This is a genomic window from Kitasatospora sp. NPDC059827 (genome assembly GCF_042731675.1).
Lineage (GTDB): Bacteria > Actinomycetota > Actinomycetes > Streptomycetales > Streptomycetaceae > Kitasatospora.
Genome location: NZ_JBHWIV010000003.1, coordinates 235,834 through 259,819 on the forward strand (window position 1 = coordinate 235,834; position 23,986 = coordinate 259,819).

Genomic DNA, 23,986 nt, shown 5'->3' on the forward strand with positions numbered 1-23,986 from the left:
CTGCGTCAGTCCCCGCTGCCTCGGTCCCCGCTGCCTCAGTCCCCGCTGCGGTTCCGCGGCACACGCTGGCAGCGGGGGCAGAAGTAGCTGGACCGGTTCATCCAGGCGGCCCGCCGGATCGCGGTGCCGCAGCGGCGGCAGGGCTCGTCCTCGCGGCCGTAGGCGTCGAGGTCCCGGGAGAAGTAGCCGCTCTCGCCGTTCACGTTGACGTAGAGACTGTCGAAGCTGGTGCCGCCCACGGCCAGCGCGGCCGTCATCACGGCCCGGGCGTTGGCCAGCAGCAGTTCGGACTGCGGGCGGGTGAGGGTCGCGGTCGGCCGGTCGTAGTGCAGCTTCGAGCGCCACAGCGCCTCGTCGGCGTAGATGTTGCCGACGCCGCTGATCAGGGTCTGGTCGAGCAGGGCGCGCTTGACGGTGGTGCGCTTGGCGCGCAGCGCGGCGACGAAGGCCGCGTCGTCGAAGCGGGGGTCGAGCGGGTCGCGGGCGATGTGCGCGATGGAGAGCGGGGTGCCCTCGGCGTCCTCCTCGGCCTCCTCGACGGCCAGGCCGCCGAAGGTGCGCTGGTCGACGAAGCGCAGCTCGCGCCCGCCGTCGGCGAAGCGCAGCCGGACCCGCAGGTGGGTCTCGTCGGGCACCGCCGGGTCCTGGACGAGGAGTTGGCCGCTCATCCCGAGGTGGCCGATCAGCGAGGAGCCGGCGCCCGGGCCGCCCAGCGGCACCCAGAGGTACTTGCCGCGGCGCTGCGCGGCACCGAGGACGGTGCCGGTCAGCCGGTCCGCGAAGTCGGCCGCGCCGCCCGGCTGGCGGCGGACCGCGCGCGGGTGCAGCACCTGGACGTCGGCGACGGTGCGCCCGGCGACCCAGTTCGCCAGACCTCGGCGGACGACCTCGACCTCGGGGAGTTCGGGCACGGGAACAGGCCTCCTGCGTACGACGATCCGGCAGGAGGCCAGGCTACTCGCCGGTCAGGCCCCGGCGGGCAGCCGGTCGGCGTACTTCTCCTTGATCGCGCGCCAGGCGCTCTCGGCGGCCTTCTGCTCGGCTTCCTTCTTCGAGCGGCCGACGCCGCTGCCGAAGTCCTCGCCGGCCACCCGGGCCGCCGCGGTGAAGGTCTTCTCGTGGTCCGGACCGGACTCCATGACCACGTACTCGGGCACGCCGATGCCCACCGAGGCGGTGAGCTCCTGGAGGCTGGTCTTCCAGTCCAGTCCGGCACCCAGCTGAGAGGACTCCTCGATCAGCGGGTCGAACAGTCGGTGGACGAACTCGGTCGCCGCGTCCAGGCCCTGGTCCAGGTAGACGGCCCCGATCACGGCCTCGACGGTGTCGGCGAGGATCGACGACTTGTCGCGACCGCCGGTTCCCTCCTCACCCTTGCCGAGGCGGATGAAGGTGCCGAGCTCGAGGCCCCGGCCGACGTCCGCGAGCGCGCGGGAGTTGACCACCGCGGCGCGCAGCTTGGCGAGCGTGCCCTCCGGGACGTCCGGGTGGACGCGGTAGAGGGTGTCCGTCACCACCAGGCCCAGCACCGAGTCGCCGAGGAATTCCAGGCGTTCGTTGGTGGGCAGACCCCCGTTCTCGTACGCGTACGAGCGGTGGGTCAGGGCACGTACCAGAAGGGCGCGCTCGAGCGTGTACCCGAGGCGCCCTTCCAGGACGTCGTATTCGGTCGAAGCCGGCCCACCGGCCTTGCCGCTGCCCGAAGAACCCTTCGAGGCAGAGGACGCCTTGCGGGTGGAGTTACCGTCCGACATCGATCCGTGCACCCCGCCGATCAGACCGAGAGGACCTGGCGGCGGTTGTACGTGCCGCAGCTGGGGCACGCGATGTGGCCGAGCTTCGGCTCGTGGCAGCGGTCGCACGCCACGAGAGCCGGAACAACGGCCTTCCAGTTGGACCGACGGTGGCGCGTGTTGCTGCGCGACATCTTCCGCTTCGGAACAGCCACGGCTACTTCTCCTGGTTCTCGGCGGCACCCTCACGGGTGTCGCTGTTCTTGATCCCGTCACCCTCGTCGCCGGGGGCGGCGGAGAGTCCCTGCAGAGCCGCCCACCGGGGGTCGGCGGCGTCGTGGTGGTGCGCCGGGTCGTCGCTCAGGCGTGCTCCGCACTCGGAGCACAGGCCCAGGCAGTCTTCCTGGCACACCGGCTGCAGCGGCAGTGCGAGCACCACCGCGTCACGCAGCACCGGCTGGAGGTCGAACAGGTCGCCCTCCAAGCGGTAAGTCTCTTCTTCCGAGTCCTCGTCGAGGTCCTCGGTCCCGGTGGTCCGGGCGCGGTGACGCTCGTCGGACTCCGGGTAGTAGTACAGCTCCTGGAAGTCCACGTCGATGTCGAAGTCGACGGGCTCCAGGCACCGGACGCACTCGCCCTCGACGTGGGCGTCGGCGGTGCCGGTGACCAGCACGCCCTCGACCACGGACTCCAGGCGGAGCTCCAGCTCGATCGGGCTCTTCTCCGGGACGCCGATCACGTCGATGATCCCGAAGCCCTCGGGGGCCTCCAGGGTCCGGCTCACCTTACGCATCGAGCCCGGGCGACGGCCGAGCTCGTGCGTGTCGAACACGAGGGGGTCGCGGTGGTCGAGGCGGTTCAAGGTGTCCTGACTTCCATAGGGATCAACGCCGTGCCCCCCGTCACGCGTCGGCGTTGCGAGGGCAAGCCGACAGCCGGACATGGGGATGCCGGAGTGGTCAGACTACCGGAGTCTCCCGCCAGGCCCAACTTCGGTCCCGTCGGGAGGCTCCGGGGCGGCCGCTCAGCGGCCGCCGAGCTCCCTCAGCCTGGTCATGTCGATCATGCTGGTGTCGAAGAAGCTGGTCTCGTCCAGGTTCTGCTGCTGCTGGTGCGGCACGGCCGGGGGCAGGGCGGGCTGCTGCGGGTAGGCGTAGCCGTCGTACGGCTGGGCTGCGTAGCCGTCCTGCTGCTGGGGATAGCCGTAGACGTCCTGTTGCTGGCCCTGGTGCTGGCCCTGGTGCTGCTGGCCGTCGTAGTGGGGCTGCTGCTGGGGGTAGCCGCCCTGCTGCTGGCCCCACTGGGTGTTGTACGGGTCGCTCTGGCCGGCCGGGTCGAAGCCGCCCCCGTACACCTCGGCGTACTGCCCGGCCTGGTGCTGGCCGGTCTGGTGCTGCTGGTGCTGGTGCTGGTCGCCCTGGTGCTGGCCGGTCTGGTGCTGGCCGGTCTGGTGCTGGCCGGTCTGGTGCTGGGCGGCCGCCGCGTACTGGTCCGCGCCGGGGGCCTGCCAGCCCGCCGCGGCCGGGGTCTGCTCCGGCCAGGTCTGCTGCTGCGGGACGTCCTCGCGGTACCAGGCGAGGTCGGCGCCGTCGGCGTCCTCGGCGAAGCCGGCGGCCACCGCCTCCGCGCGCTCCTTGGCCTGCTGGGCCTCGTCGGCGGCGGCCAGGTAGGCGCCCAGGTCGTCGATCGGCTTCTTGCCGAGCAGCTTGTCCCGGCCCTTGCCGACCGCCTCCAGGGTCGCGCTGAGCACGTTCTCCAGCGTGGCGAGCTTCACGTCGACGTACTCGTCGACCTCGGGGCTCGGGCTGTGCCGCTGCGGCTGGAACTCCTCGCCGTCGCTCTCGGCCTCGGCCTCGAAGCCGGCGTCGCCGCGCAGCTTGGTCCGGCCGCGGCCGACCGCGCCGAGCGTCTTGGTCAGCACCACCTCGAAGTTGGCGAGCTTGCTGTCCACGTAGTCGTCGGCCTCGGCACGCTGGGTGTCGACGTCGACCCGGGCCTCGGCCAGGATCCGGTCGGCCTCGTTCTGGGCCCGGCGGACCACCTCGGTGTCGGAGATCAGCGAACCGCGCTCGGAGTGCGCGCCCTGGATGATCCGGTCCGCCTCGGCCTGGGCGTCGGCCACCACCTGCTCGTGGTCGGCCATCACCGACTGGGCCTGGGCGAGTTCGGCGGGCATGGCCGCCTTGAGGTCGTTGAGCAGGCCGATCAGCTCGGCCCGGTTCACCACGCAGGAGGCCGACATCGGCATCGAGCGGGCGTTCTCGACCGCCGCCACGATCTCGTCGACCTTGTTCTGCACGTCCACGGGGCTTCGTCTTTCCGTGTGCCGCCGACGGTCCGGCGGAGGCAGGCCCGGCGCGGTGGACCTCACCGCAGGGCAGGACTACAGACTGTACGGCCCCCGTGCGGCGAGCTCACAACGCCTGCGCCGAACCGGCCTCCACCGCCCCGGACAAGCCATGACGAACCAGCAGAAAGCGGCCCGGCCCGCCGGCCGGCCCTACTGCTCGGCCTTACGCTCCGCGATCCGCTCCACCAGCCGGCGGTGCACCGTCTCCGGCAGCAGGTGCGAGACGTCGCCGCCGTACGAGGCGACCTCCTTGACCAGCGTCGAGGAGAGGAAGCTGTACGTCGGCGAGGTCGGCACGAAGAGCGTCTCGACGCCGGTCAGGCCGTGGTTCATCTGGGCCATCTGCAGCTCGTAGTCGAAGTCGCTGACCGCCCGCAGGCCCTTGATGATCGCCGGGATGTCGCGCTGCCGGCAGTAGTCCACCAGCAGGCCGTGGTGCGACTCGACCACCACGTTCCCGAACGGGACGGTGACCTCCTCGATCAGGCCGATCCGCTCCTCGACGGTGAACATGCCCTGCTTGTTGCGGTTGATCAGGACCGCGACATGCACCACGTCGTACAGCTTGGAGGCCCGCTCGATGATCTCCAGGTGGCCCTTGTGGATCGGGTCGAACGAACCGGGGCAGACGGCTCGGCGCATGGCGTGTGTGCTCCCTCGTGGGGTGACGGCTGCTGCGGGCCGCGGCCCGCTACTCCTGATCGCTGGCCTCGGCGGCGGCGCGACCGTACCAGAGCGTGCCCTCGCCGTAGCGGCGGGAGCGCAGCACCTCGAAGCCCTCGGGCCAGCCGAACTCGCCGCCGCGGGTGCTGCGCTCCACGGTGACGAGTGCGTCCTCCGCGAGCCAGCCCCCAGCCGACAGTGTGATCAGCATCTCGCGCACCTCGTCGTCCGTCACCACGTAGGGCGGGTCGAGGAACACCAGGTCGTACGGGGTCTCCGGGGGCGGCCCGGCGATCACCTTCTCCGCCCTGGCCGCCCGGACCTCCGTGCCCGGCAGGCCGATCGTGCGGACGTTCTCCCGGATCACCCGGGCCGCCTGGGCGTCCGCCTCGACCAGCAGGACGTGCTCGGCGCCGCGCGAGAGCGCCTCCAGGCCGACCGCGCCCGATCCGCCGAACAGGTCCAGCATCCGAGCCCCGTGCAGGGTGCCGCGGAACGCCTCCAGGGTGGAGAACATCGCCTCACGGGCCTTGTCGGAGGTCGGACGGGTGCCCCGGCCGGGCGGTACGGCCAGTCGGCGGCCGCCGGCCGCCCCGGCGATCACGCGGGTCATGGTGGTGGGAGGTCCTTTCGTCGCTGCCCGACCACGCTATCCCGCCCCGGCGGCGAGCGGGCAAACGCCGGCGAGCGGTGGATAACGGCCGGGGCCCCGCCGACGGATCGGCGGGGCCCCGGCGGACACTCGCTAGCTCGCCTCGGAGCCGGCCCCCTGGCTCGGGACCGCCGCGCCGAGCAGCGCCGGCGAGGCGTAGCGGGACCAGGACAGGCAGCCGTCGGGCGGGCAGAACTCGGGGCGGCGCGGGTCGTGCCCGAGCTCGCGCAGCTTGGTCCGGACGGAGTCGGGCGTGCGGCCGAAGCGGGCGGCGATCCGGGCGACGGTCTCGCCGTCGTGGAAGCGCCGGACCAGCTCCTCCTCGTGCTGCGGCACCCACGGGGCGCCGTGTCCGGGGTACAGCTCGCGCAGCACGTCGCGGTCGGGGATGGGTTCGGCGACGTCCGCGACGATCGCCAGCGCCCGCAGCGCGCGGTTGAGCGCGATCCGCAGCGAGGCGACGTCCTCGACCGGCAGGCGGAGCTTGCCCGAGGCCAGCGGCGCGGCGGCCGCCCCCTCACGCCAGCCGGTGAGGGTGAGGGTGACCTCGCGGTCGTCGTCGCTGGCGAGTTCGATCCGGAAGACCTTGTCGCCCAGCGGGAGCTCGTTGAGATGACGGAATGCCATGGCAGGACCCCCAAGTGTCGTGCCAGGAACGCACCTTGGGGGTGCGCCCTGAACAACTACATTCTCTCCCGGGGGTCTGACAGTCGGGCGGTGCCGGAGCCCGCTCAGCCCTTCTCCATGTAGGCGGCGCGGTCCTCGTCGAGCAGGCTCTCCAGCGCGGTGCGCAGCTCCGGGTGGGCGGCCAGCTCCGGGTCCTCGGCGACCAGCCGGGTGGCTTCCGTCCGGGCGGTCAGGATGACCTCCTCGTCCTCCAGCACCGACAGCACCTTGAGCGAGGACTTCACCCCGGACTGGGCCTGGCCCAGCACGTCGCCCTCGCGGCGCTGTTCGAGGTCGATCCGGGAGAGCTCGAAGCCGTCCAGGGTGCCGGCCACCGCGTCCAGCCGGGCCCGGGCGGGGCTGGCCGCCGGCATGTCGCTGACCAGCAGGCACAGGCCGGCCGCGCTGCCCCGGCCGACCCGGCCGCGCAGCTGGTGGAGCTGGGAGACGCCGAAGCGGTCGGCGTCCATGATGACCATCACGGTGGAGTTGGGGACGTTGACGCCGACCTCGATGACGGTGGTGGCGACCAGCACGTCCACCTCCCCGGCGGCGAACCGGCGCATCACGTCGTCCTTGGCGTCGGGGGCGAGCCGGCCGTGCAGGATCTCCACCCGCAGTCCGGCCAGCGGGCCCTTCACCAGCTTCTCGGCGGTCTCCACCACCGAGAGCGGGGGCCGCCGTTCGTCGCTCCCGGCGCCGGCGTCGGTGTCGCCGACCTCCTCGAAGTCCTCCGCGGCCGCCTTCCGCCTCTTCTTGGCGGCCTTCGGGTCGGCGGCCGGCTCCTCGTCGCCGATCCGGGGGCAGACCACGTACGCCTGGTGGCCCTTGCCGACCTCCTCGCGGACCCGCTCCCAGGCCCGGGTGAGGAAGTTGGGCTTCTCTAGCGCGGGGACGACGTGGGTGGAGATCGGCGAGCGGCCGGCCGGGAGCTGGTCCAGGACGGAGGTCTCCAAGTCCCCGAAGACGGTCATCGCGACGGTGCGCGGGATCGGGGTGGCGGTCATCACCAGCAGGTGCGGCGGCTGCTGCCCCTTGGCGCGCAGCGCGTCCCGCTGCTCGACGCCGAAGCGGTGCTGCTCGTCCACCACGACCAGGCCGAGGTCCTGGAACCCGACCTTGTCCTCGATCAGCGCGTGGGTGCCGATGGCGAGCCCCGCGTCCCCGCAGACCATGTCCAGCAGCGCCTGGCGGCGGGCGGCGGTGCCCATCGAGCCGGTCAGCAGCACCACCCGGGTGGCGTGCTCGGAGCCGCCGAGCATCCCGCCCTGGGCGAGGTCGCCCATCATCTCGACGATCGAGCGGTGGTGCTGCTGGGCCAGCACCTCGGTGGGGGCCAGCAGTACGGCCTGGCCGCCGGCGTCCACCACCGCGAGCATCGCGCGCAGCGCCACCAAGGTCTTGCCGGAGCCGACCTCGCCCTGGAGCAGCCGGTGCATCGGGTGCTCGGTGGCCAGGTCCGCGGCGATCTCGGCGGAGACCTTCCGCTGGCCCTCGGTGAGGGTGAACGGCAGCCGGGCATCGAAGGCGTCCAACAGGCCGCCGGCCCGGGCCGCCCGGGGCTTGGCCGGCAGCGCGGAGTCGGCGGCCCGGCGCTGGGCGAGGGCGACCTGGAGGACGAAGGCCTCGTCCCAGCGCAGCCGGCCCTGGGCGCGCTCGCGGTCGGCCTGGCTGCCCGGGCGGTGGATCAGCTCCAGCGCCTCGGGCAGCGGGATCAGGTCGTGGCGCTCGCGCAGTTCGGCGGGCAGCGGTTCGCCGACGTCGCCGAGGTGCTTGGTGAGCGCGGTCTCGATGCAGATGGACAGCTTCCAGCTGGGCATCTGGGCACTGGCGCCGTACACCGGGATGAGCCGGCCGGCGAACTGCTTCGCCGCATCGGAGCCCGCTTCCTCGTCGAGCAGCTGGTAGTCGGGCGAGACCAGCTGGCGGCTGCGGTTGAAGACCCCGACCTTGCCCGCGAACAGGCCCTGGGCACCGGCCCTGAGCTCCTTCTGCCGCCAGCCCTGGTTGAAGAACACCAGCGAGAGCCGGCTGCGGCCGTCGGTGACGACCACCTCCAGCCGGTCCCCCTTGCGGCCGCGGAACGGGATCAGGGTGACCTTCTCGATCCGGGCCAGCACGGTGACGTGCTCGTCGACCTCCAGCTCGTCCAGGCTGGTGAGCTGGCCGCGCTCGACGTAGCGGCGGGGGTAGTGGTGCAGCAGGTCCCCGACCGTGCGCAGCTTGAGACTGTCGGCGAGCACCTTCGCGGTGCGGTCGCCGACGAGCTTGGTCAGTGGTTCATCGAGAGCGCCCATCAGGCCCTTGTTTACACCAAGGCACCGACGAACACCGACGAACGGACCGCTACTCCACGCCGATGAGCAGCGGCGTGAACTCCTGGCCGCCGTGGAAGACCACCGAGTCCACCTCCGGCCGCTGCTGGCGGACGTGCGCCACCAGCCGGTCGGCGAGCGCCCGGTCGGCGCCCTCGCCGAGGATCAGGGTGACGAGTTCGCCGCCCGCGCCGAGCATCCGGTCGAGCACGCTCTCGCCGACCTCGGCCAGTCCGGCGCCGATCACCGCGACGTCCCCGTCGATCAGGCCGAGCACGTCGCCGGCCTGGCAGACCCCGGCCATGGTCCAGGACTCCCCCTCGGCGACGGCGAGTTCGGCGTACCGGGTGGCCCCGGCGGCCGAGGTCATGGCGACCACGTCCTCGTCGAAGCGGCGGCCGCCCTCGTGCACGGCGAGCGCGGCCAGGCCCTGCACCGGCGAGCGGGTGGGCAGGACGGCGATCCGCACGCCCTCCTCGCGCAGCTGGTCGGCGGCGGCCCCGGCGGCGGCGCGCAGTTCGGGGTCGTTGAGCAGCAGCACCACCTCGCGGGCGGCCGAGCCGCGGACGGCGTCGGCGAGTTCGGCGCTGGCCGGGCGGCGGTCCGGGTCGGCGTGCAGGACGACGGCGCCGGCCTGCTCGCACAGTTCGGCCAGCCCGTCGCCGGACACCACCGAGAGCACCGCGCGGGTCCGGTGCTCGCGCTCGCCGCGCTCGGCCGCGGTGCCGGCCCGGGCGGCGGCCTCGGCGAAGTGGGTGATCCGGATCTGGTGCGGGCGCCCGGCCCGGACCCCTGCCTCGACGGCGGCGCCCGCGTCGTCCACGTGGACGTGCACGTTCCACAGGCCGTCGCCGCCGCCGATCACCAGCGAGTCGCCGAGCCCGCCGAGCCGCTCGCGCAGCGCGGGCAGCGCCTCGTCCTCGGCGTCCAGCAGGTAGATGACCTCGAAGGCGGGGTGGCCCGGGCCGGGCGGCCGCCGGTGCGGCTCGCAGCTCTCCACCGCCCGGACGTCCCCGCGCAGCGCGACCGGCCCCATCGGCTGCTGCCCGGCGACGGCGTCGGCGAGCGCGCCGAGGACGGCCACCAGGCCGCGCCCGCCGGCGTCCACCACCCCGTTCTCGGCCAGCACGGCGAGCTGCTCGGGGGTGTGCCGCAGGGCGTCCCGGGCGGCCCGGTGGGCGGTGTCGGCGACCTGGGCGAGCCCGTCCCCGGCCCGCACCGCCTCCCGGGCGGCGACCCGGGCGACGGTGAGCAGGGTGCCCTCGACGGGCTCCGCGACGGCCTGGTAGGCGGAGTCGGCGGCGCGCAGCAGGGCGGCCCGCAGCTGGTCGGCGCCGCCGCCCTCGGCCAGCGTCTCGGCGGTGCCGCGCAGCCACTGGGCGAGGATCACCCCGGAGTTGCCGCGGGCGCCGATCAGCGCGCCGCGGGCCATCGCGCGGACGGCGTCGGCCAGCCCGGGCGCCGGCCCGGACTCGGGGTCGGCGAAGCGGCTCTCCACCTCGGCGGCGGCGGACTCGACGGTCAGGTAGAGGTTGGTGCCGGTGTCGCCGTCCGGGACGGGGTACACGTTGAGCGCGTCGATCTCCTCGCGGGCCTGGCCGAGCGCCCGCAGGGCGAGCTGGCACCAGGTGCGCACGGCCGGGGCGTCGAGCGTGTGCAGCACCAGGTCTCCTCCGGGACGGGCCGCCGGACCGGCCCGGGGGCCGCGGCGAGGGGTGATACCGGCAGGTTATCGGGGCTCGGGGAGGGCCGCCGGGGCCCCTGACCGGAGCGATCACCCGGCCGGTCATGGTAGTTTCGTGGGACGGAAGCAAGCGTTGTATGCTCTTCCGGTTGCCTGGAACCGTCCAGGCTCACCCCCTTGTCCGGTCCGGTGCACGCGAGTGTTCTGGTGGGTGAGTGGGTTTTCGAAAGTATCTGATCTGAAGTCTTGGAGTGACTCCTGTGGCTGCCAACTGCGACGTCTGCGGCAAGGGGCCGGGCTTCGGCAACAGCATCTCCCACTCTCACCGCCGTACCCCCCGTCGTTGGAACCCCAACATTCAGACGGTGCGCGCTGTGATTGGGCGTACGCCGAAGCGGCTCAACGTCTGCACCTCGTGCATCAAGGCCGGTAAGGTCTCGCGCTGACGCGCAGACCGGCATGCCGGTCCTCCAGTGAGTCGGTTCATCCCCGGATGGACCGGCTTCGCTGTTTCCGGGACCGGTCAGGCTTTCCGGACGCACACGTGACGGGCGGACCCCCTCGGGGGTCCGCCCGTCGCCGCGTTCCGGCCGGGGCCGCGGGTCAGCGCCAGCGCCAGGCGTGGTCGACCGGGCCGATCCCGGCGCCCAGGGCGAAGCCCCCGGCGATCGCGCCGGTGACGTACTCCTTGGCCGAGCCCACCGCCCCGGGCACCGACTCCCCCTTGGCCAGGCCGGCCGCGATCGAGCTGGCCAGGGTGCAGCCGGTGCCGTGGGTGTGCCGGTTGTCGTAGCGCGGCGCGCGGTACCAGTGCACCTCGCCGGGCCCGCCGTACAGCAGGTCGGCCGCCTCGCCGGCCAGGTGCCCGCCCTTGACCAGCACCCAGCGCGGCCCGAGGTCCAGCAGTGCCTCGGCGGCGGCCAGCATCTGCGACTCGTCCTCGACGGTCCGGCCGGTGAGCTGCGTCACCTCGTGCAGGTTGGGGGTGACCACGGTGGCGACCGGCAGCAGCCGCTCGCGGACGGTGGCGACCGCCTCGGCGGCCAGCAGCGCGTCCCCGTGCTTGGAGACGCCGACCGGGTCGACCACCACCGGGGCGTCCACCCCGGCGAGCAGTTCCGCGACGGTCTCGACCAGTTCGATCGAGGCGAGCATGCCGGTCTTCACCGCCTGCACCCCGATGTCGTCCACCACGCTGCGGAACTGCGCCCGGACGGCTTCGGCGGGCAGTTCCCAGTAGCCCTGGACGCCGAGCGAGTTCTGCGCGGTGACGGCGGTGATCACGCTCATGCCGTGGACGCCGAGGGCGAGCATCGCCTTGAGGTCGGCCTGGATGCCGGCGCCGCCGCCGGAGTCGGAACCGGCGACGGTGAGGACGCGGGGAGGTGCGGTCGAATCCATGGCCCCCAACCTACCCGCGCGCGTTCGGGGTGCCGCCGTCAGAGCACCGCTTCCGATTCCGCCCAGCGGTCCTGCGGCACCGTCTTCAACCTGGTCACCGCGTCGCCGATCGGCAGCAGCTCGATGTCGGTCCGGCGCAGCGCGGTGAAGTGCCCGAACGCACCCCGGTGGACGGCCTCCACCGCGTGCCAGCCGAAGCGGGTGGCGAGCACCCGGTCCCGGGCGGTCGGGGTGCCGCCGCGCTGGGTGTGGCCCAGGATGACCGGGCGGGCCTCCTTGCCGAGCAGGTTCTCCAGCTCGTGGGCGAGCCGGTTGCCGATCCCGCCGAAGGTCCGGTGGCCGTACTGGTCGACCTCGCCGTGGTCGAAGCGCATGGTGCCGGGCGTCGGGGCGGCGCCCTCGGCGACGGCGATGATGGCGAACTTCTTGCCGCGGGCGAAGCGGTCCTCGACCATCCGGGCCACCGCCTCGATGTCGAAGGGCTTCTCCGGGATGAGGATGCCGTGGGCGCCGCCGGCCATGCCCGCGGTGAGGGTGATCCAGCCGGTGTGCCGGCCCATCAACTCCACCACCATGACGCGCTGGTGGGACTCCGCGGTGGTCTTGAGCCGGTCGATCGCCTCGGTCGCCACGTGCACCGCGGTGTCGAAGCCGAAGGTGACGTCGGTGGCGTCGATGTCGTTGTCGATGGTCTTGGGCACCCCGACCACCGGGAGTCCGGCGTCGCTGAACAGCTTGGCGGCGGTCAGCGTCCCCTCGCCGCCGATCGCGACCAGCGCGTCGATGCCGATGTCCCGGGCCAGCGTCTTGGCGTTCTCCACCGCCCAGGCGATCCGCTCGCGCTGCACCCGGGCCGAGCCCAGGATGGTGCCGCCGAGGGTGAGCAGACCGGTGACGTCGTCGTGCGAGACCGGCCGGGTTCTGCCCTCGATCAGCCCGAGGAAGCCGTCCTCGATGCCCACGATCTCGTCGCCGTGCACGTCCGTGCCCCGGTGCACCACCGAGCGGATCACCGCGTTGAGGCCGGGGCAGTCGCCGCCGCTGGTCAGGACACCGATGCGCATGTGTGGTGTGCTCCCGCTCGCCGTGGTTCGGCCCGGCCGCAGCCGACGGCGGGCGGGCTCGGATGGCGCAAGCCTACGCAAAACGCACCCTCGAAGCCCGTCCGCCGCACGTCCGGAGCGTCACGCGCCGTACCGGCGTCCACGCCCCGTCAGCCGTCCTCCGTACCTCACTCGGCGAAGTGGTCCCAGCCGCCGACGCGGTCCCAGGGCGCGCCGTCGACCGTCACCCGTCCGCTGCGCGATCCCCGCGGGCGGCCGGTCACCTCGCCCACCACCCGCCAACGGGACGGGAGTTGGACCCCGCGCGGGAAGGTGGCCACGATCGCGTGGTCCTCGCCGCCGGACAGCACCCAGACCAGCGGGTCCACCCCGACCGCCTGGCCGATGTCGGCCATCTGCGCCGGGACGTCGAAGTCGGCGGCCCTGAGGTCGATGTCCACCTCGCTGGCCCGGGCCACGTGGCCGAGGTCGGCGACCAGCCCGTCGCTCACGTCGATCATCGAGGTGGCGCCCAACTCGGCGGCGGCCGGGCCCGCGTGGTACGGCGGCTCGGGCCGGCGGTGCGCCTCGACGAAGGCGCGCGGGGAGCGGAAGCCGCGTTGCAGCACCGTCAGTCCGGCCGCCGACCAGCCGAGCCAGCCGCACACCGCGATCACGTCGCCGACCTGGGCGCCGGAGCGCGTCACCGCCGGGCGCCCCTGGAGGTCGCCGAGCGCCGTGATCGCCAGCATGACGGTGTCGCCGCGCACCACGTCGCCCCCGACCACCGTCGCCCCGGCGACCTGGCACTCGTCGCGCAGCCCGTCCATCAGCTCGGTGGCCCAGGTGGTCGGCAGGTCGGCGGGGGCGACCAGCCCGAGCAGTATCGCGGTCGGCACCGCGCCCATCGCGGCCACGTCGGCGAGGTTCTGGGCGGCGGCCTTGCGGCCCACGTCGTAGGCGGTGGACCAGTCCCGGCGGAAGTGCCGGTTCTCGATCAGGACGTCCGTGGTGGCCACCACCCGGCCGTCCGGGGCCTTCACCACCGCGGCGTCGTCCCCGGGGCCGAGGTCGACCGCGTCGGTGAGCGGTACCCGGGCGGTCAGCTCCCTGATGAGACCGAACTCGCCGAGCTCGCCCACGGTCCCCTGCATCTGCCGTCCTCTCGCCTTTCCTCCCCGGACGGCACCGCCGCCCGGGATACGGTCCCCGTCGCTCCCCCCGCGCGCAGCGTACGCCCTCCGGGGGCACCGAAGTCTCCCCTCCCCGGCCCGCTGCGCGGTAGCGTGGTGATCAGCCTGCCGGTGCGCCCGCACCCACCCCTGCACCAGCCCGGGCGGTCCCGGCGGCGATCCCCCCAACCGGCCGCCGGGAGGTCACCCGTGGTACAGGCATACATCCTGATCCAGACCGAAGTAGGAAAGGCCACCGCGGTGGCCGAGACCATCGCGAAGATCCCCGGTGTGATCACCGCCGAGGACGTCACCGGCCCGTACGACGTCATCGTCAAGGCCGAGGCCGACACGGTCGACGACCTGGGCCGCCTGGTGGTCGCCAAGGTCCAGAAGGTGGAGGGCATCACCCGCACCCTCACCTGTCCGGTGGTGCACCTCTGACCCCGGCTACCATCGGCGGGTGGCCAGAGAACTCCGCATCCCCAGGGCGCTGACCGCGCTTCCCGCGCCGGTCCGCTGGCTGGCCGCGCCGGTCGCGCTGACCTGCACCGTGGCGGTGCTCATCGGCAGTTGGAGTTCCGCCGACGACCCCGCGGTGGAGGTCCCGCGGCCGAGCGGGAAGGCCGCGGACCACTGCCGGGCGCTGGGCGCCGCCCTGCCCGAGGAGTTGCTCGGCCGCGCCCGCCGGGACCCGTCCCCGGCCTCCCCGTACGTGGCGGCCTGGGGCGACTCGCCCCGGGTCGTGCTGCGGTGCGGCATCGACCGCCCGGAGGAGTTGGACGGCCCGCACGCCAAGGACCTGTCGCCGACCGTCGACGACGTCACCTGGTGGTCGCAGCAGCTCGCCGACGGCGGCTACCGCTTCGTGGCGACCATGCGGGCCGCCTACGTCGAGGTGACCGTCCCGGCCGGAGCCGCGCAGAACCCCTTCGACCCGGCGGCCGCCCTGACCCCTGCGGTGAAGGCGAACATCCCGGGCTGAGCCCGTACCCGCCCCGAGCCGAAGGGGCGGGCCGGGAAGTCCCGGCCCGCCCCTGTCACGCGTACGGGCCCGCTAGCGCAGCCCGGTCGAGCGGCGCAGCGCGGTCTGCAGCAGCCGGTCGATCAGCTCCGCGTACGAGACCCCGCTGGCCTCCCACATCTTCGGGTAGGCGGAGATCGGGGTGAAGCCCGGCATGGTGTTGATCTCGTTGATCATCCAGCTGCCGTCCTCCAGCAGGAAGAAGTCGACCCGGGCCAGGCCCTCGCAGCCGAAGGCCTCGAACGCGGCCACCGCCTGGCGCCGGATCTCCGCGACCTCCTCGGCGGTCAGCTCGGCCGGGATCCGCACCTCGGAGGAGTCGATGTACTTGGCCTCGAAGTCGTAGAAGTCGAAGCCCTCGCCGACCAGCACCTCGGCCGGGACGCTGGCCCGCGGGCCGTCCTCGAACTCCAGCACCCCGCACTCGATCTCGCGGCCGGAGACCCCCGCCTCGATGATCAGCTTGGGGTCGTGCCGGCGGGCCTCCTCGATCGCGGCGTCCAGCTCGGCCAGGTCCTTGACCTTGGTGATGCCGATGCTGGAGCCGGCCCGGCAGGGCTTCACGAACACCGGCAGGCCCAGCTCGGCGACCCGCTCGCGCACCGCGGCGCGGCCCTGCTCGGTCTCCCAGTCGCGCGGCCGCACGATCGTGTAGTGGCCGACGCCCAGGCCGTGCGAGGCCAGGATCCGCTTGGCGAACTCCTTGTCCATGCCGGCCGCGCTGGCCAGCACGCCGTTGCCGACGTACGGGACGCCGGAGAGTTCCAGCAGGCCCTGGAGGGTGCCGTCCTCGCCCCACGGGCCGTGCAGCAGCGGGAACACCACGTCGACCTCGCCGAGGGCCTTGGGGGCGCTCCCCGGCTCGCTCAGCAGCACCTCCCGGCTGCCCGGCGAGACCGGCAGCGCGACCTGCCCGTCGACGGCCTCGGCGACGTGGGCCACGTCCGGCAGCCGGCCGTCGGTGATGGCCATCCGGGACGGCTCGTCGCTGGTCAGCGCCCAGCGGCCCTCGTGGGTGATGCCGATCGGCAGCACGTCGTACTTGTCACGGTCGATCGCCCGGAGGACGCTGCCCGCGGTGGAGACCGAGATCGCGTGCTCGGAGCTGCGCCCGCCGAAGACCAGCGCGACGCGCGGCTTGGGGGCGGACGGGTCCGGGGTGGTCTGTTCGATGCTCATATCGGGTTTGAGACTACCGTGCGAGGTGTTTCCGGGAAGTCAACGCCGGCCCGGAGAGTCCGCGCCCGGCCCCGGGTGCGGGGCCCGGCGGGCCGGGCCTCAGCGCCGCTCCGCCTTGGCCGAGCGGGACATCAGCACCTGCAGCGCCTCCTGGGTGGGCCGCCCGTTGTGCACCACGTCCACCACCGCCTCGACGATCGGCATGTCGACCCCGCTGCGCCGGGCCAGGTCCAGCACCGACTCGCAGGACTTGACGCCCTCCGCGGTCTGCCGGGTGGCCGCGATGGTCTCGGCCAGCGACATGCCCCGGCCCAGGTTCATCCCGAAGGTGTTGTTGCGCGACAGCGGCGAGGAGCAGGTGGCGACCAGGTCGCCCATGCCCGCCAGCCCCGCGAAGGTGTGCGGGTCGGCGCCCAGCACCTCGCCGAGCCGGGTGGTCTCGGCCAGCCCGCGGGTGATCAGGGTGGCCTTGGTGTTGTCGCCGAGCCCCATGCCGGCCGCCATGCCGACGGCCAGGCCGATCACGTTCTTGACCGCGCCGCCGAGCTCGCAGCCGATCACGTCGGTGTTGGTGTACGGCCGGAAGTACGGCGTGTGGCAGGCCGCCTGGAGCCGCTTGGCGACCGCCTCGTCGGTGCAGGCGACCACGCTCGCGGCGGGCTGCCGGTTGGCGATCTCCTTGGCCAGGTTGGGCCCGCTGACCACCGCGACCCGCTCCGGGCCGACCTTGGTGACCTCGTCGATCACCTCGCTCATCCGCTTGGCGGTGCCGAGTTCGATGCCCTTCATCAGGCTGACCAGCACGGTCTGCGGCTCGATCAGCGGCGCCCAGGCGGCCAGGTTGTCGCGCAGCGTCTGGGAGGGCACCACCAGCACCGCGAAGTCGGCGCCGGCCAGCGCCTCGGCGGCGTCGGTGGTGGCCCGGACGGTGTCGGGCAGCCGGACGCCCGGCAGGTAGTCCGGGTTCTCGTGGGTGGAGTTGACGGCGTCCACCAGCTCCTGGCGGCGGGCCCACAGCACGACCTCGCAGCCCGCGTCGGCCAGCACCATCGCGAACGCGGTGCCCCAGGAGCCCGTCCCCATCACGGCGCAGCGGGTCACCGGCCCGTCCCCTCTTCGTCGTTGTCGCCCCGGCCGCCCTTGGCGCGGCGGCGTTCGGCCAGCGCGGCGGCGGCCCGCTCGCGGGCGGCCTTGCGCATGTCGTAGCGCTCGGCCGGCGGCTCCTCGCCGCGGACCCCGGCCAGCACCTCGGTGATCGCCGCCATGATGTCCTCGGTGGCGTCGTTGAGCACCTGGCCGGTGAGCTCCATGCCCGCGTACTTGCTCAGGTCCACCGCGGGCCCGGCGGCCACGGTCACCCGGTGCCGCGGGAACAGGTTGAACCTGCCCTTGCCGAAACCGGCCCGGCCGTACGGCGGGATGATCTCGTGGGCGCCCCAGTGCGCGACCGGGATGACCGGCGCGCCGGTCATCAGCGCGACCCGGGCGACCCCGTTCTTGCCGGTCATCGGCCACAGGTCCGGGTCCCGGGTGAGCGTTCCCTCCGGGTAGAACTGCACGCACTGGCCGTTGTTGACAGCGTCGATCGCGGCCCGGAAGGCCTGCGCCGCGTCGGTGGACTCGCGGAACACCGGGATCTGGCCGGTCTTGCGCAGCATGAACCCGATGAAGGGGATCGAGAACAGCGAGGACTTGCCGAGGATCCGCGGCGGACGGCCGCTGTTGTACTGCCAGTGCGCGTAGATCACCGGGTCGATGATCGAGTTGTGGTTCACGGCGGCGATGAAGCCGCCCTTCTCCGGAATGTGCTCCCAGCCCCGCCAGTCGGGCTTCACCAACGCGGTCGTCACCGGCTTCACCAGCACGGCCGCGAAGCGGTACCAGATGCCGTAGTCGGCGTTGCCGAACTTGGCGTACGAGCGGCGGGCCACCCCAGGCTCCTTCTCATCGCATGCGGCACGTGGGGTGCCGCGGTCATGGCCTCCCGGTGCCGCGCACCGGCGCGACCGGTGCCCGGGGCACGGGCGCGGAACAGTGTCGCCCGCCTGCTCACCGGCTGTCGAGCGGCCGCGCCAACCCGCCGGGCGGGCGTGATCAAACGCACGTCCGCACAGCTCGGACGGCCTGGCGAGGGTTCCGGGACCGGCGTCACAATGACGCCGATGACCCAGGACACCGTACGCCCCAGCGAGCCCGTCGCGCCCGCCGCACCCGCCGCCGACTGGTCGCTGGTGCTACCGCTCAAGCCGCTCGCCCTCGCGAAGAGCCGACTGGCCCCGTACGCGGGCCCGCACCGGGCCGAGCTGGCCCTCTCCTTCGCCCTCGACACGGTCACCGCCGCGCTGGCCACCCCGGGCGTCTCGCGCGTCCTGGTGGTCACCCCGGACGCCACCGCCGGCGCCCGGCTGGCCGAGCTGGGCGCCCTGGTGGTCGCCGACGAGCCCGGCGGCGGCCTCAACCGGGCGCTGGCGCACGGTGCCTCGGCCGCCCGGGCGCTCGCCCCGCGGGCGCCGCTGGCCGCCCTCTCGGCGGACCTGCCGGCCCTGCGCCCGGCCGAACTCGCCCGGGTGCTGGGCGCGGTGCCGTCGGACGGCCGGGCCTTCCTGCCGGACTCCCCCGGCCTGGGCACCACCCTGCTCGCCTGCGGCGCCGGCCGTCCGCTCGCCCCCGCGTTCGGGGACGGCTCGCGGGCCCGGCACGCGGCCGGCGGGGCGCTCGAACTGCGCCTGGCGGACGTGGAGTCGGTGCGCCGGGACGTCGACACCGGCGCCGACCTCGGCGAGGCCGCCGGGCTCGGCCTCGGCCCGTACACCAGTGCGCTGTTCGCCCGTCTGGACCGCTCCTGACCAGCGGGCCCGTCGGACCCGCTCGCTATGCTGCTGGCATGCAGGCCACCGCGTTCACCTTCGACCCCGCCACCCGAGCCGGCTCGGTGCTGCTCGACGACGGGACCCCGGTGCCGTTCGACGCGGCCGCCTTCGACGCCGGCGGCCTGCTGCTGCTGCGGCCCGGCCAGCGGGTGCGGATCCGCACCGAGGGCGCGGGCGAGGCCCGCCGGGTGGTCTTCGTGACCCTGCAGACCTTCCCCGACCCGGCCGACGGCCGCTGACGGCGTCAACAATCGCTGACGGCGCCGTCCCCCCTCCGGCCGTTCCCGCCCTTCCGGCAGTTCCCGCCGTTCTCGCCGTTCCCACGGATTTCCGCGCCCGGACGGCGGCTGCCGGCGAATCCTGACTAAGCGCCCGGAAATCGAAAGAGCCGCGGCCACCCGGTCTCCGCAATTCGCGGAAGGGGGTGCCGCGGCTCTGTGCCGAAGGCCGTCCGAGGACAGTCGCGCGGGACTTACTTGGCCGAGGCCTTGCGCGCGGTGGTCTTGCGGGTGGCGGTCTTCTTCGCCGGCGCCGTCTTCTTGGCCGTGGCGGTCGCCTTCTTGGCGGTGGCCGTGGTCTTCTTGGCGGCGGCGGTGGTGGTCGCCTTCTTGGCGGCGGCCGTCTTCTTGGTCGCCGCGGCCTTGGTCGCAGCCGCCTTGGTGGCGGTGGCCGTGGTCTTCTTGGCGGCGGCGGTGGTGGTCGCCTTCTTGGCCGTGGCGGTCGCCTTCTTGGCGGTGGCCGTGGTCTTCTTGGCGGCAGCCGTGGTGGTCGCCTTCTTGGCGGCGGCCTTCTTGGCGGCCGGGGCGGCGGCGGCAGCGGTGGCGGCGCGCTTGGTGGCGGCACGCTTGGCGGCCGGGGTCGCGGCGACACCGGTCTTGCCCGGGGTGAGCGAGCCCTTGGGGGCCTTCTTCACCGAGGGGCCTTCCTTCGGCAGCTTCTTGCTGCCGCTGACCAGGTCCTTGAAACCCTGACCCGGACGGAAGCGGGGGACCGAGGTCTTCTTGACCTTGACCCGCTCGCCGGTCTGCGGGTTGCGGGCGAAGCGCGCGGAGCGCTCCACCTTCTCGAAGGTGCCGAAACCGGTGACCGAAACCCGGTCACCGGCCACAACGGCACGGACCATGGTGTCGAGCACTGCGTCGACGGCCTCTGCGGCAGCCTTGCGACCGCCCAGCTGCTCGGCCACCGCTTCGACAAGCTGAGCCTTGTTCACGTCTTCCCCTTCGGAAACGGGCGCCGGATGATTCCATCCGTTCTTTTCGCACGTTAGGTATGTATCTGCGGACTTTCAATTACCAAACGCGCGAATCACCCTAGTGTCGCAATGGATTTGCGCGTCCGCGACCTCAGGCGCGGGGCGGGTGCCCCTCGTCGAGGTCATGTACAAAGCGACTCAACCGCCTTGCCGCCTCCGGAAGATCGCGCTTGGCGGTCTCCGTGACGATGAGCAGTTGACGGGTGAGAGCGGTCTTTGCATCGACAGACACGTTCAGCGCATGCACGCGGGCGTGAGCTTGCTTCAACCGCTCGGCCACAAGCGCGTAGAGCGCTGCGACTTCCTGGTCGTCCGGCGCCTCAGCTGATGTTGCGGAGGTGACGTCCGGCCGATCGTCAATTCGGCGTTCGGATCCCCGGCCCGTGGACTCCTCGGACGCGGGTTCGCCGCCCGCGTACGGAGGTTCATGGTGCCGGTGCATGTACTGATTGTGCCATCTACCCGCAGTTGTACTTGCGCGGGGCCCTCTTCCGCAAAGCCGAATGGGCAATCCGGGGAGCCCCCGGCGCTAACTCGTGCTCCGGAACGACGGATGGCCCGGCCCCCCCGAGGGGGAGCGCGGGCCATCCGGTGGATCGTCAGAATGCTTGTTCTGAGGGGAACTCAGGACACCGGCAGAGTACGGGGCTTGAAGGCCGGACGGGTCGCCTCGTAGGCGGCGATGTCCCCCTCGTTCTGCAGCGTGATGCTGATGTCGTCCAGGCCGTTGAGCAGCCGCCACCGGAGGTTGTCGTCCAGTTCGAAGGGCGCGGTGATGCCTTCGGCCCGGACTTCCCGTGCTTCCAGATCAACGGTGATCTCGGCCGAAGGGTCACTCTCGGTGAGCGACCAGAGGCGCTCCACGGTCTCCTGCGGCAGCACGACGGTCAGCAGACCGTTCTTCAACGAGTTGCCCCGGAAGATGTCGGCGAAGCGCGAGGAGATGACCGCGTGGAAGCCGTAGTTCTGCAGCGCCCAGACCGCGTGCTCCCGGGAGGAGCCGGTGCCGAACTCGGGGCCGGCCACCAGGACGGTGGCGCCCTCGCGCTCGGGCCGGTTGAGGACGAACGACTCGTCCTTGCGCCAGGCCTCGAACAGGCCGTCCTCGAAACCGGATCGGGTGACCTTCTTGAGCCAATGGGCCGGGATGATCTGGTCCGTGTCCACGTTGCTGCGGCGCAGCGGGACGGCCCGGCCGGTGTGGGTGGTGAACTTCTCCATGGCTCAGGCCTCCACGGCGACGTTGGCGGAGTTGGCGGACAGGTCCGACGGGGCGGCCAGCCGGCCCAGGACGGCGGTCGCGGCGGCGACCTGCGGGGAGACCAGGTGGGTGCGGCCGCCCTTGCCCTGGCGGCCCTCGAAGTTGCGGTTCGAGGTGGAGGCGCAGCGCTCCCCCGGGGCGAGCTGGTCGGGGTTCATGCCCAGGCACATCGAGCAGCCGGCGTGCCGCCATTCGGCCCCGGCGGCGGTGAACACCTTGTCCAGGCCCTCCTCGACGGCCTGGAGCGCGACCCGGACGGAGCCGGGGACGACCAGCATCCGCACCCGGTCGGCGACCTTGCGGCCCTCCAGCACGGCGGCGGCGGCGCGCAGGTCCTCGATCCGGCCGTTGGTGCAGGAGCCGACGAAGACCGCGTCGACGGCGACCTCGCGCAGCGGGGTGCCCGCCTCCAGGCCCATGTACGCGAGGGCGTTCTCGGCGGCCGCGCGCTCCTGCGGGTCGGCGAAGTCCGCGGGGTTCGGGACGTCCGCGCCGAGCGGGGCGCCCTGGCCGGGGTTGGTGCCCCAGGTGACGAAGGGGGTGAGCTCGCTCGCGTCGATGAACACCTCGTGGTCGAAGACGGCGTCCTCATCGGTGGTCAGGGTCCGCCAGTACGCGACGGCGGCGTCCCAGTCCTCGCCCCGCGGGGCGTGCGGGCGACCCTGGAGGTAGTCGAAGGTGGTGTCGTCCGGGGCGATCATGCCGGCCCGGGCGCCCGCCTCGATCGACATGTTGCAGACGGTCATCCGGGCCTCCATCGACAGGCTCCGGATCGCCGAACCGCGGTACTCCAGGACGTAGCCCTGGCCGCCGCCGGTGCCGATCTTCGCGATCACGGCCAGGATCAGGTCCTTGGCGGTGACGCCCTCGGGCAGGTCGCCCTCGACGGTGACCGCCATGGTGCGGAACGGCGCCAGCGGCAGGGTCTGGGTGGCCAGCACGTGCTCGACCTGGCTGGTGCCGATGCCGAACGCCAGCGCGCCGAAGGCGCCGTGGGTGGAGGTGTGGGAGTCGCCGCAGACCACGGTGGTGCCGGGCTGGGTCAGGCCGAGCTGGGGGCCGACCACGTGCACCACGCCCTGCTCGACGTCGCCGAGCGAGTGGATCCGTACGCCGAACTCGGCCGCGTTGCGGCGCAGGGTCTCCAGCTGCACCCGGGAGACCGGGTCGGCGATCGGCTTGTCGATGTCCAGGGTCGGGGTGTTGTGGTCCTCGGTGGCGATCGTCAGATCGGTGCGGCGGACCGTACGGCCGGCCAGCCGCAGCCCGTCGAAGGCCTGCGGGCTGGTCACCTCGTGGAGCAGGTGCAGGTCGATGAACAGGAGGTCGGGCTCGCCCTCCGCGCGCCGCACGACGTGGTCGTCCCAGACCTTCTCTGCGAGTGTCCGTCCCATCGGATTCCCTCCAGCCGGCCGCGTTGCCGGCCTTCTCGTGTCGTCGAGGTCATGGCGCGCCCGCCCGTGGGGAGCGTGTTCGCGAGACCTGCACGCCGGATCGCTGTCCACGATGCGGACACTCTGACGAGGCCCCATCCTGGATGTCTCCCGGGCTGCTGCATCCAGAGTGGCGCTTTTCCCGGAAGATTGAACTTGCGTCTCGCGGAATGAGACTGCAGTCTTAGGGCATGGACAACTCTAGCGGCGTCGGCGTTCTCGACAAGGCCGCTCTGGTGCTCAGCGCACTGGAGTCGGGCCCCGCCACGTTGGCGGGGCTGGTCGCCGCCACCGGCCTGGCGCGCCCCACGGCCCACCGACTCGCCGTCGCACTCGAACACCACCGTCTGGTCACCAGGGACATGCAGGGGCGGTTCATCCTCGGCCCCCGCCTGTCCGAACTCTCCGCCGCGGCGGGCGAGGACCGGCTGCTCGCCACCGCGGGCCCGGTCCTGACCCACCTGCGCGACGTCACCGGCGAGAGCGCACAGCTCTACCGCCGGCAGGGCGAGATGCGGATCTGCGTAGCCGCCGCCGAGCGGCTCTCCGGTCTGCGGGACACCGTCCCGGTCGGCAGCACCCTGCCGATGAAGGCCGGCTCGGCCGCCCAGGTCCTGCTCGCCTGGGAGGAGCCCGAGCGGCTCCACCGCGGCCTCCAGGGCGCCCGCTTCACCGCCACCGCGCTCAGCGGCGTCCGGCGGCGCGGCTGGGCCCAGTCGATCGGCGAGCGGGAGCCGGGCGTCGCGTCCGTCTCCGCCCCGGTGCGCGGCCCCTCCAACCGGGTGGTGGCCGCCGTCTCCGTCTCCGGCCCGATCGAGCGCCTGACCCGCCACCCGGGCCGGCTGCACGCCCAGGCCATCATCGAGGCCGCGAACCGGCTCACCGAGGCGCTGCGGCGCAGCTGATCCGGCGGACTCCCCCACCCACCCCGCCGACTCCCCCGTACCCGAATCCCCCACTCCCCCACCGCATGCGAAAGGGCCCCGCTCGGATCGAGCGGGGCCCTTCGAATGTCTGCGCGGCGGAAAAGCAAAAAGACCCCGCGTACGGGGTCTTCCACATTTCTGGCTGGGGTACCAGGACTCGAACCTAGACTAAATGAACCAGAATCACTCGTGCTGCCAATTACACCATACCCCAACGCAAAGCAAGGGCCGATGGGCATATCCTCAAGGAGAACACAGCCACCGGCTTCGTGCTTTGAAGTACCCCCGACCGGATTCGAACCGGCGCTACTGCCGTGAGAGGGCAGCGTGCTAGGCCGCTACACAACGGGGGCATCCTG

At 72.8% G+C, this 23,986-nt stretch carries 26 protein-coding genes and 2 tRNA genes; 6 read left to right on the top strand and 22 right to left on the bottom strand.

Translation table 11 applies throughout. The features are described 5' to 3' along the window. Positions 1 to 35: 35 nt before the first annotated feature. The 10 genes from mutM to ACFV8H_RS03480 all read right to left on the bottom strand — a co-directional run bounded on the left by mutM (position 36) and on the right by ACFV8H_RS03480 (position 10,042). The gene (mutM, locus tag ACFV8H_RS03435; protein ID WP_375891747.1) at positions 36 to 911 is read right to left on the bottom strand and encodes a bifunctional DNA-formamidopyrimidine glycosylase/DNA-(apurinic or apyrimidinic site) lyase; all 876 of its coding nucleotides are present in this window, start codon (positions 909 to 911) and stop codon (positions 36 to 38) included. Positions 912 to 965: 54 nt separating this feature from the next. Further along, positions 966 to 1,754: a ribonuclease III gene (rnc, locus tag ACFV8H_RS03440; RefSeq protein ID WP_350508254.1), complete on the bottom strand. Its 789-nt coding sequence runs from the start codon at positions 1,752 to 1,754 to the stop codon at positions 966 to 968. 20 nt (positions 1,755 to 1,774) lie between these two features. Continuing rightward, positions 1,775 to 1,948: a 50S ribosomal protein L32 gene (gene rpmF / locus ACFV8H_RS03445; RefSeq protein WP_030056747.1), complete on the bottom strand. Its 174-nt coding sequence runs from the start codon at positions 1,946 to 1,948 to the stop codon at positions 1,775 to 1,777. Positions 1,949 to 1,950: 2 nt separating this feature from the next. Then, a complete protein-coding gene (locus ACFV8H_RS03450) occupies positions 1,951 to 2,595 on the bottom strand; it encodes a DUF177 domain-containing protein (protein ID WP_375891745.1) in 645 nt (214 codons plus the stop codon). A 162-nt stretch (positions 2,596 to 2,757) separates the two neighbouring features. Beyond that, entirely contained in the window at positions 2,758 to 4,038 is a 1,281-nt protein-coding gene (locus tag ACFV8H_RS03455) for an ATP synthase F0 subunit B (RefSeq protein ID WP_380396323.1), read from the bottom strand. Between the two features lie 195 nt (positions 4,039 to 4,233). Next, positions 4,234 to 4,725, bottom strand: a complete 492-nt coding sequence (gene coaD, locus ACFV8H_RS03460) for a pantetheine-phosphate adenylyltransferase (RefSeq protein ID WP_375891741.1) — start codon at positions 4,723 to 4,725, stop codon at positions 4,234 to 4,236. A 49-nt stretch (positions 4,726 to 4,774) separates the two neighbouring features. Then, positions 4,775 to 5,359, bottom strand: coding sequence for a 16S rRNA (guanine(966)-N(2))-methyltransferase RsmD (gene rsmD, locus ACFV8H_RS03465; protein ID WP_380396324.1), 585 nt, complete (start codon positions 5,357 to 5,359; stop codon positions 4,775 to 4,777). A gap of 132 nt (positions 5,360 to 5,491) precedes the next feature. Further along, on the bottom strand, positions 5,492 to 6,025 hold the full coding sequence (locus tag ACFV8H_RS03470; protein WP_350508249.1) for a hypothetical protein: 534 nt from the start codon (positions 6,023 to 6,025) through the stop codon (positions 5,492 to 5,494). A gap of 104 nt (positions 6,026 to 6,129) precedes the next feature. Next, a complete protein-coding gene (gene recG / locus ACFV8H_RS03475) occupies positions 6,130 to 8,361 on the bottom strand; it encodes an ATP-dependent DNA helicase RecG (RefSeq protein ID WP_380396325.1) in 2,232 nt (743 codons plus the stop codon). Positions 8,362 to 8,410: 49 nt separating this feature from the next. Beyond that, entirely contained in the window at positions 8,411 to 10,042 is a 1,632-nt protein-coding gene (locus ACFV8H_RS03480; RefSeq protein WP_380396326.1) for a DAK2 domain-containing protein, read from the bottom strand. A gap of 281 nt (positions 10,043 to 10,323) precedes the next feature. On the opposite strand from ACFV8H_RS03480, the gene rpmB reads away from it, so the two are divergent. Then, positions 10,324 to 10,509 carry a 50S ribosomal protein L28 gene (gene rpmB, locus ACFV8H_RS03485; RefSeq protein WP_014138233.1) on the top strand — a complete coding sequence of 62 codons (186 nt, stop codon included), beginning with the start codon at positions 10,324 to 10,326 and terminating at the stop codon, positions 10,507 to 10,509. Positions 10,510 to 10,666: 157 nt separating this feature from the next. Here the strand turns inward: rpmB and thiD are convergent, their stop codons facing one another. The 3 genes from thiD to ACFV8H_RS03500 all read right to left on the bottom strand — a co-directional run bounded on the left by thiD (position 10,667) and on the right by ACFV8H_RS03500 (position 13,661). Then, positions 10,667 to 11,464, bottom strand: coding sequence for a bifunctional hydroxymethylpyrimidine kinase/phosphomethylpyrimidine kinase (gene thiD / locus ACFV8H_RS03490; protein ID WP_375891735.1), 798 nt, complete (start codon positions 11,462 to 11,464; stop codon positions 10,667 to 10,669). Between the two features lie 38 nt (positions 11,465 to 11,502). Beyond that, on the bottom strand, positions 11,503 to 12,528 hold the full coding sequence (locus ACFV8H_RS03495; protein ID WP_380396327.1) for a 6-phosphofructokinase: 1,026 nt from the start codon (positions 12,526 to 12,528) through the stop codon (positions 11,503 to 11,505). A 167-nt stretch (positions 12,529 to 12,695) separates the two neighbouring features. After that, positions 12,696 to 13,661 carry a thiamine-phosphate kinase gene (locus ACFV8H_RS03500; RefSeq protein ID WP_375891732.1) on the bottom strand — a complete coding sequence of 322 codons (966 nt, stop codon included), beginning with the start codon at positions 13,659 to 13,661 and terminating at the stop codon, positions 12,696 to 12,698. Positions 13,662 to 13,889: 228 nt separating this feature from the next. Here ACFV8H_RS03500 and ACFV8H_RS03505 point away from each other — a divergent pair, with 228 nt between their 5' ends. Together ACFV8H_RS03505 and ACFV8H_RS03510 are read left to right on the top strand one after the other, a co-directional pair. After that, complete coding sequence (locus ACFV8H_RS03505) at positions 13,890 to 14,123, top strand: Lrp/AsnC family transcriptional regulator (RefSeq protein ID WP_375891731.1); 234 nt, start codon at positions 13,890 to 13,892, stop codon at positions 14,121 to 14,123. Between the two features lie 19 nt (positions 14,124 to 14,142). After that, positions 14,143 to 14,664 (top strand): DUF3515 domain-containing protein, encoded by a 522-nt coding sequence (locus ACFV8H_RS03510; protein ID WP_380396328.1) that lies wholly within the window; start codon positions 14,143 to 14,145, stop codon positions 14,662 to 14,664. A gap of 72 nt (positions 14,665 to 14,736) precedes the next feature. Here the strand turns inward: ACFV8H_RS03510 and ACFV8H_RS03515 are convergent, their stop codons facing one another. The 3 genes from ACFV8H_RS03515 to ACFV8H_RS03525 all read right to left on the bottom strand — a co-directional run bounded on the left by ACFV8H_RS03515 (position 14,737) and on the right by ACFV8H_RS03525 (position 17,813). Then, entirely contained in the window at positions 14,737 to 15,882 is a 1,146-nt protein-coding gene (locus tag ACFV8H_RS03515) for a D-alanine--D-alanine ligase family protein (RefSeq protein WP_380396329.1), read from the bottom strand. Between the two features lie 99 nt (positions 15,883 to 15,981). Next, a complete protein-coding gene (locus ACFV8H_RS03520) occupies positions 15,982 to 16,965 on the bottom strand; it encodes an NAD(P)H-dependent glycerol-3-phosphate dehydrogenase (protein WP_380396348.1) in 984 nt (327 codons plus the stop codon). 14 nt (positions 16,966 to 16,979) lie between these two features. Continuing rightward, positions 16,980 to 17,813 carry a lysophospholipid acyltransferase family protein gene (locus ACFV8H_RS03525; RefSeq protein WP_380396330.1) on the bottom strand — a complete coding sequence of 278 codons (834 nt, stop codon included), beginning with the start codon at positions 17,811 to 17,813 and terminating at the stop codon, positions 16,980 to 16,982. A 231-nt stretch (positions 17,814 to 18,044) separates the two neighbouring features. On the opposite strand from ACFV8H_RS03525, the gene cofC reads away from it, so the two are divergent. Together cofC and ACFV8H_RS03535 are read left to right on the top strand one after the other, a co-directional pair. Further along, the gene (gene cofC, locus ACFV8H_RS03530; RefSeq protein WP_380396331.1) at positions 18,045 to 18,728 is read left to right on the top strand and encodes a 2-phospho-L-lactate guanylyltransferase; all 684 of its coding nucleotides are present in this window, start codon (positions 18,045 to 18,047) and stop codon (positions 18,726 to 18,728) included. A gap of 38 nt (positions 18,729 to 18,766) precedes the next feature. Next, complete coding sequence (locus ACFV8H_RS03535) at positions 18,767 to 18,991, top strand: hypothetical protein (protein WP_188305669.1); 225 nt, start codon at positions 18,767 to 18,769, stop codon at positions 18,989 to 18,991. Between the two features lie 233 nt (positions 18,992 to 19,224). Here ACFV8H_RS03535 and ACFV8H_RS03540 read toward each other — a convergent pair whose 3' ends face one another. The 4 genes from ACFV8H_RS03540 to leuC all read right to left on the bottom strand — a co-directional run bounded on the left by ACFV8H_RS03540 (position 19,225) and on the right by leuC (position 22,662). Next, positions 19,225 to 19,965 carry an HU family DNA-binding protein gene (locus ACFV8H_RS03540; RefSeq protein WP_380396332.1) on the bottom strand — a complete coding sequence of 247 codons (741 nt, stop codon included), beginning with the start codon at positions 19,963 to 19,965 and terminating at the stop codon, positions 19,225 to 19,227. A 133-nt stretch (positions 19,966 to 20,098) separates the two neighbouring features. Continuing rightward, a complete protein-coding gene (locus tag ACFV8H_RS03545; protein WP_380396333.1) occupies positions 20,099 to 20,449 on the bottom strand; it encodes a hypothetical protein in 351 nt (116 codons plus the stop codon). Positions 20,450 to 20,631: 182 nt separating this feature from the next. After that, the gene (leuD, locus tag ACFV8H_RS03550) at positions 20,632 to 21,228 is read right to left on the bottom strand and encodes a 3-isopropylmalate dehydratase small subunit (RefSeq protein WP_380396334.1); all 597 of its coding nucleotides are present in this window, start codon (positions 21,226 to 21,228) and stop codon (positions 20,632 to 20,634) included. A gap of 3 nt (positions 21,229 to 21,231) precedes the next feature. Then, on the bottom strand, positions 21,232 to 22,662 hold the full coding sequence (gene leuC / locus ACFV8H_RS03555) for a 3-isopropylmalate dehydratase large subunit (RefSeq protein ID WP_380396335.1): 1,431 nt from the start codon (positions 22,660 to 22,662) through the stop codon (positions 21,232 to 21,234). Positions 22,663 to 22,892: 230 nt separating this feature from the next. Here leuC and ACFV8H_RS03560 point away from each other — a divergent pair, with 230 nt between their 5' ends. Next, positions 22,893 to 23,606: an IclR family transcriptional regulator gene (locus tag ACFV8H_RS03560; RefSeq protein ID WP_030306825.1), complete on the top strand. Its 714-nt coding sequence runs from the start codon at positions 22,893 to 22,895 to the stop codon at positions 23,604 to 23,606. Positions 23,607 to 23,766: 160 nt separating this feature from the next. Here the strand turns inward: ACFV8H_RS03560 and ACFV8H_RS03565 are convergent. Together ACFV8H_RS03565 and ACFV8H_RS03570 are read right to left on the bottom strand one after the other, a co-directional pair. Next, positions 23,767 to 23,841 (bottom strand) — tRNA-Gln (locus ACFV8H_RS03565). Positions 23,842 to 23,907: 66 nt separating this feature from the next. Beyond that, positions 23,908 to 23,980 (bottom strand) — tRNA-Glu (locus tag ACFV8H_RS03570). Positions 23,981 to 23,986: the final 6 nt, after the last annotated feature.

What these genes read in the sequence shown, in the direction of transcription:
- cofC (WP_380396331.1), top strand. Translation starts at nt 18,045, where the DNA reads ATGACCCAGGACACCGTACGCCCCAGCGAGCCCGTCGCGCCCGCCGCA.
- ACFV8H_RS03520 (WP_380396348.1), bottom strand. Translation starts at nt 16,965, where the DNA reads ATGGGGACGGGCTCCTGGGGCACCGCGTTCGCGATGGTGCTGGCCGAC.
- leuC (WP_380396335.1), bottom strand. Translation starts at nt 22,662, where the DNA reads ATGGGACGGACACTCGCAGAGAAGGTCTGGGACGACCACGTCGTGCGG.
- ACFV8H_RS03470 (WP_350508249.1), bottom strand. Translation starts at nt 6,025, where the DNA reads ATGGCATTCCGTCATCTCAACGAGCTCCCGCTGGGCGACAAGGTCTTC.
- thiD (WP_375891735.1), bottom strand. Translation starts at nt 11,464, where the DNA reads ATGGATTCGACCGCACCTCCCCGCGTCCTCACCGTCGCCGGTTCCGAC.
- rnc (WP_350508254.1), bottom strand. Translation starts at nt 1,754, where the DNA reads ATGTCGGACGGTAACTCCACCCGCAAGGCGTCCTCTGCCTCGAAGGGT.
- ACFV8H_RS03535 (WP_188305669.1), top strand. Translation starts at nt 18,767, where the DNA reads ATGCAGGCCACCGCGTTCACCTTCGACCCCGCCACCCGAGCCGGCTCG.
- ACFV8H_RS03545 (WP_380396333.1), bottom strand. Translation starts at nt 20,449, where the DNA reads ATGCACCGGCACCATGAACCTCCGTACGCGGGCGGCGAACCCGCGTCC.
- ACFV8H_RS03500 (WP_375891732.1), bottom strand. Translation starts at nt 13,661, where the DNA reads ATGCAGGGGACCGTGGGCGAGCTCGGCGAGTTCGGTCTCATCAGGGAG.
- ACFV8H_RS03495 (WP_380396327.1), bottom strand. Translation starts at nt 12,528, where the DNA reads ATGCGCATCGGTGTCCTGACCAGCGGCGGCGACTGCCCCGGCCTCAAC.
- ACFV8H_RS03560 (WP_030306825.1), top strand. Translation starts at nt 22,893, where the DNA reads ATGGACAACTCTAGCGGCGTCGGCGTTCTCGACAAGGCCGCTCTGGTG.
- recG (WP_380396325.1), bottom strand. Translation starts at nt 8,361, where the DNA reads ATGGGCGCTCTCGATGAACCACTGACCAAGCTCGTCGGCGACCGCACC.
- leuD (WP_380396334.1), bottom strand. Translation starts at nt 21,228, where the DNA reads ATGGAGAAGTTCACCACCCACACCGGCCGGGCCGTCCCGCTGCGCCGC.
- ACFV8H_RS03515 (WP_380396329.1), bottom strand. Translation starts at nt 15,882, where the DNA reads ATGAGCATCGAACAGACCACCCCGGACCCGTCCGCCCCCAAGCCGCGC.
- coaD (WP_375891741.1), bottom strand. Translation starts at nt 4,725, where the DNA reads ATGCGCCGAGCCGTCTGCCCCGGTTCGTTCGACCCGATCCACAAGGGC.
- rsmD (WP_380396324.1), bottom strand. Translation starts at nt 5,359, where the DNA reads ATGACCCGCGTGATCGCCGGGGCGGCCGGCGGCCGCCGACTGGCCGTA.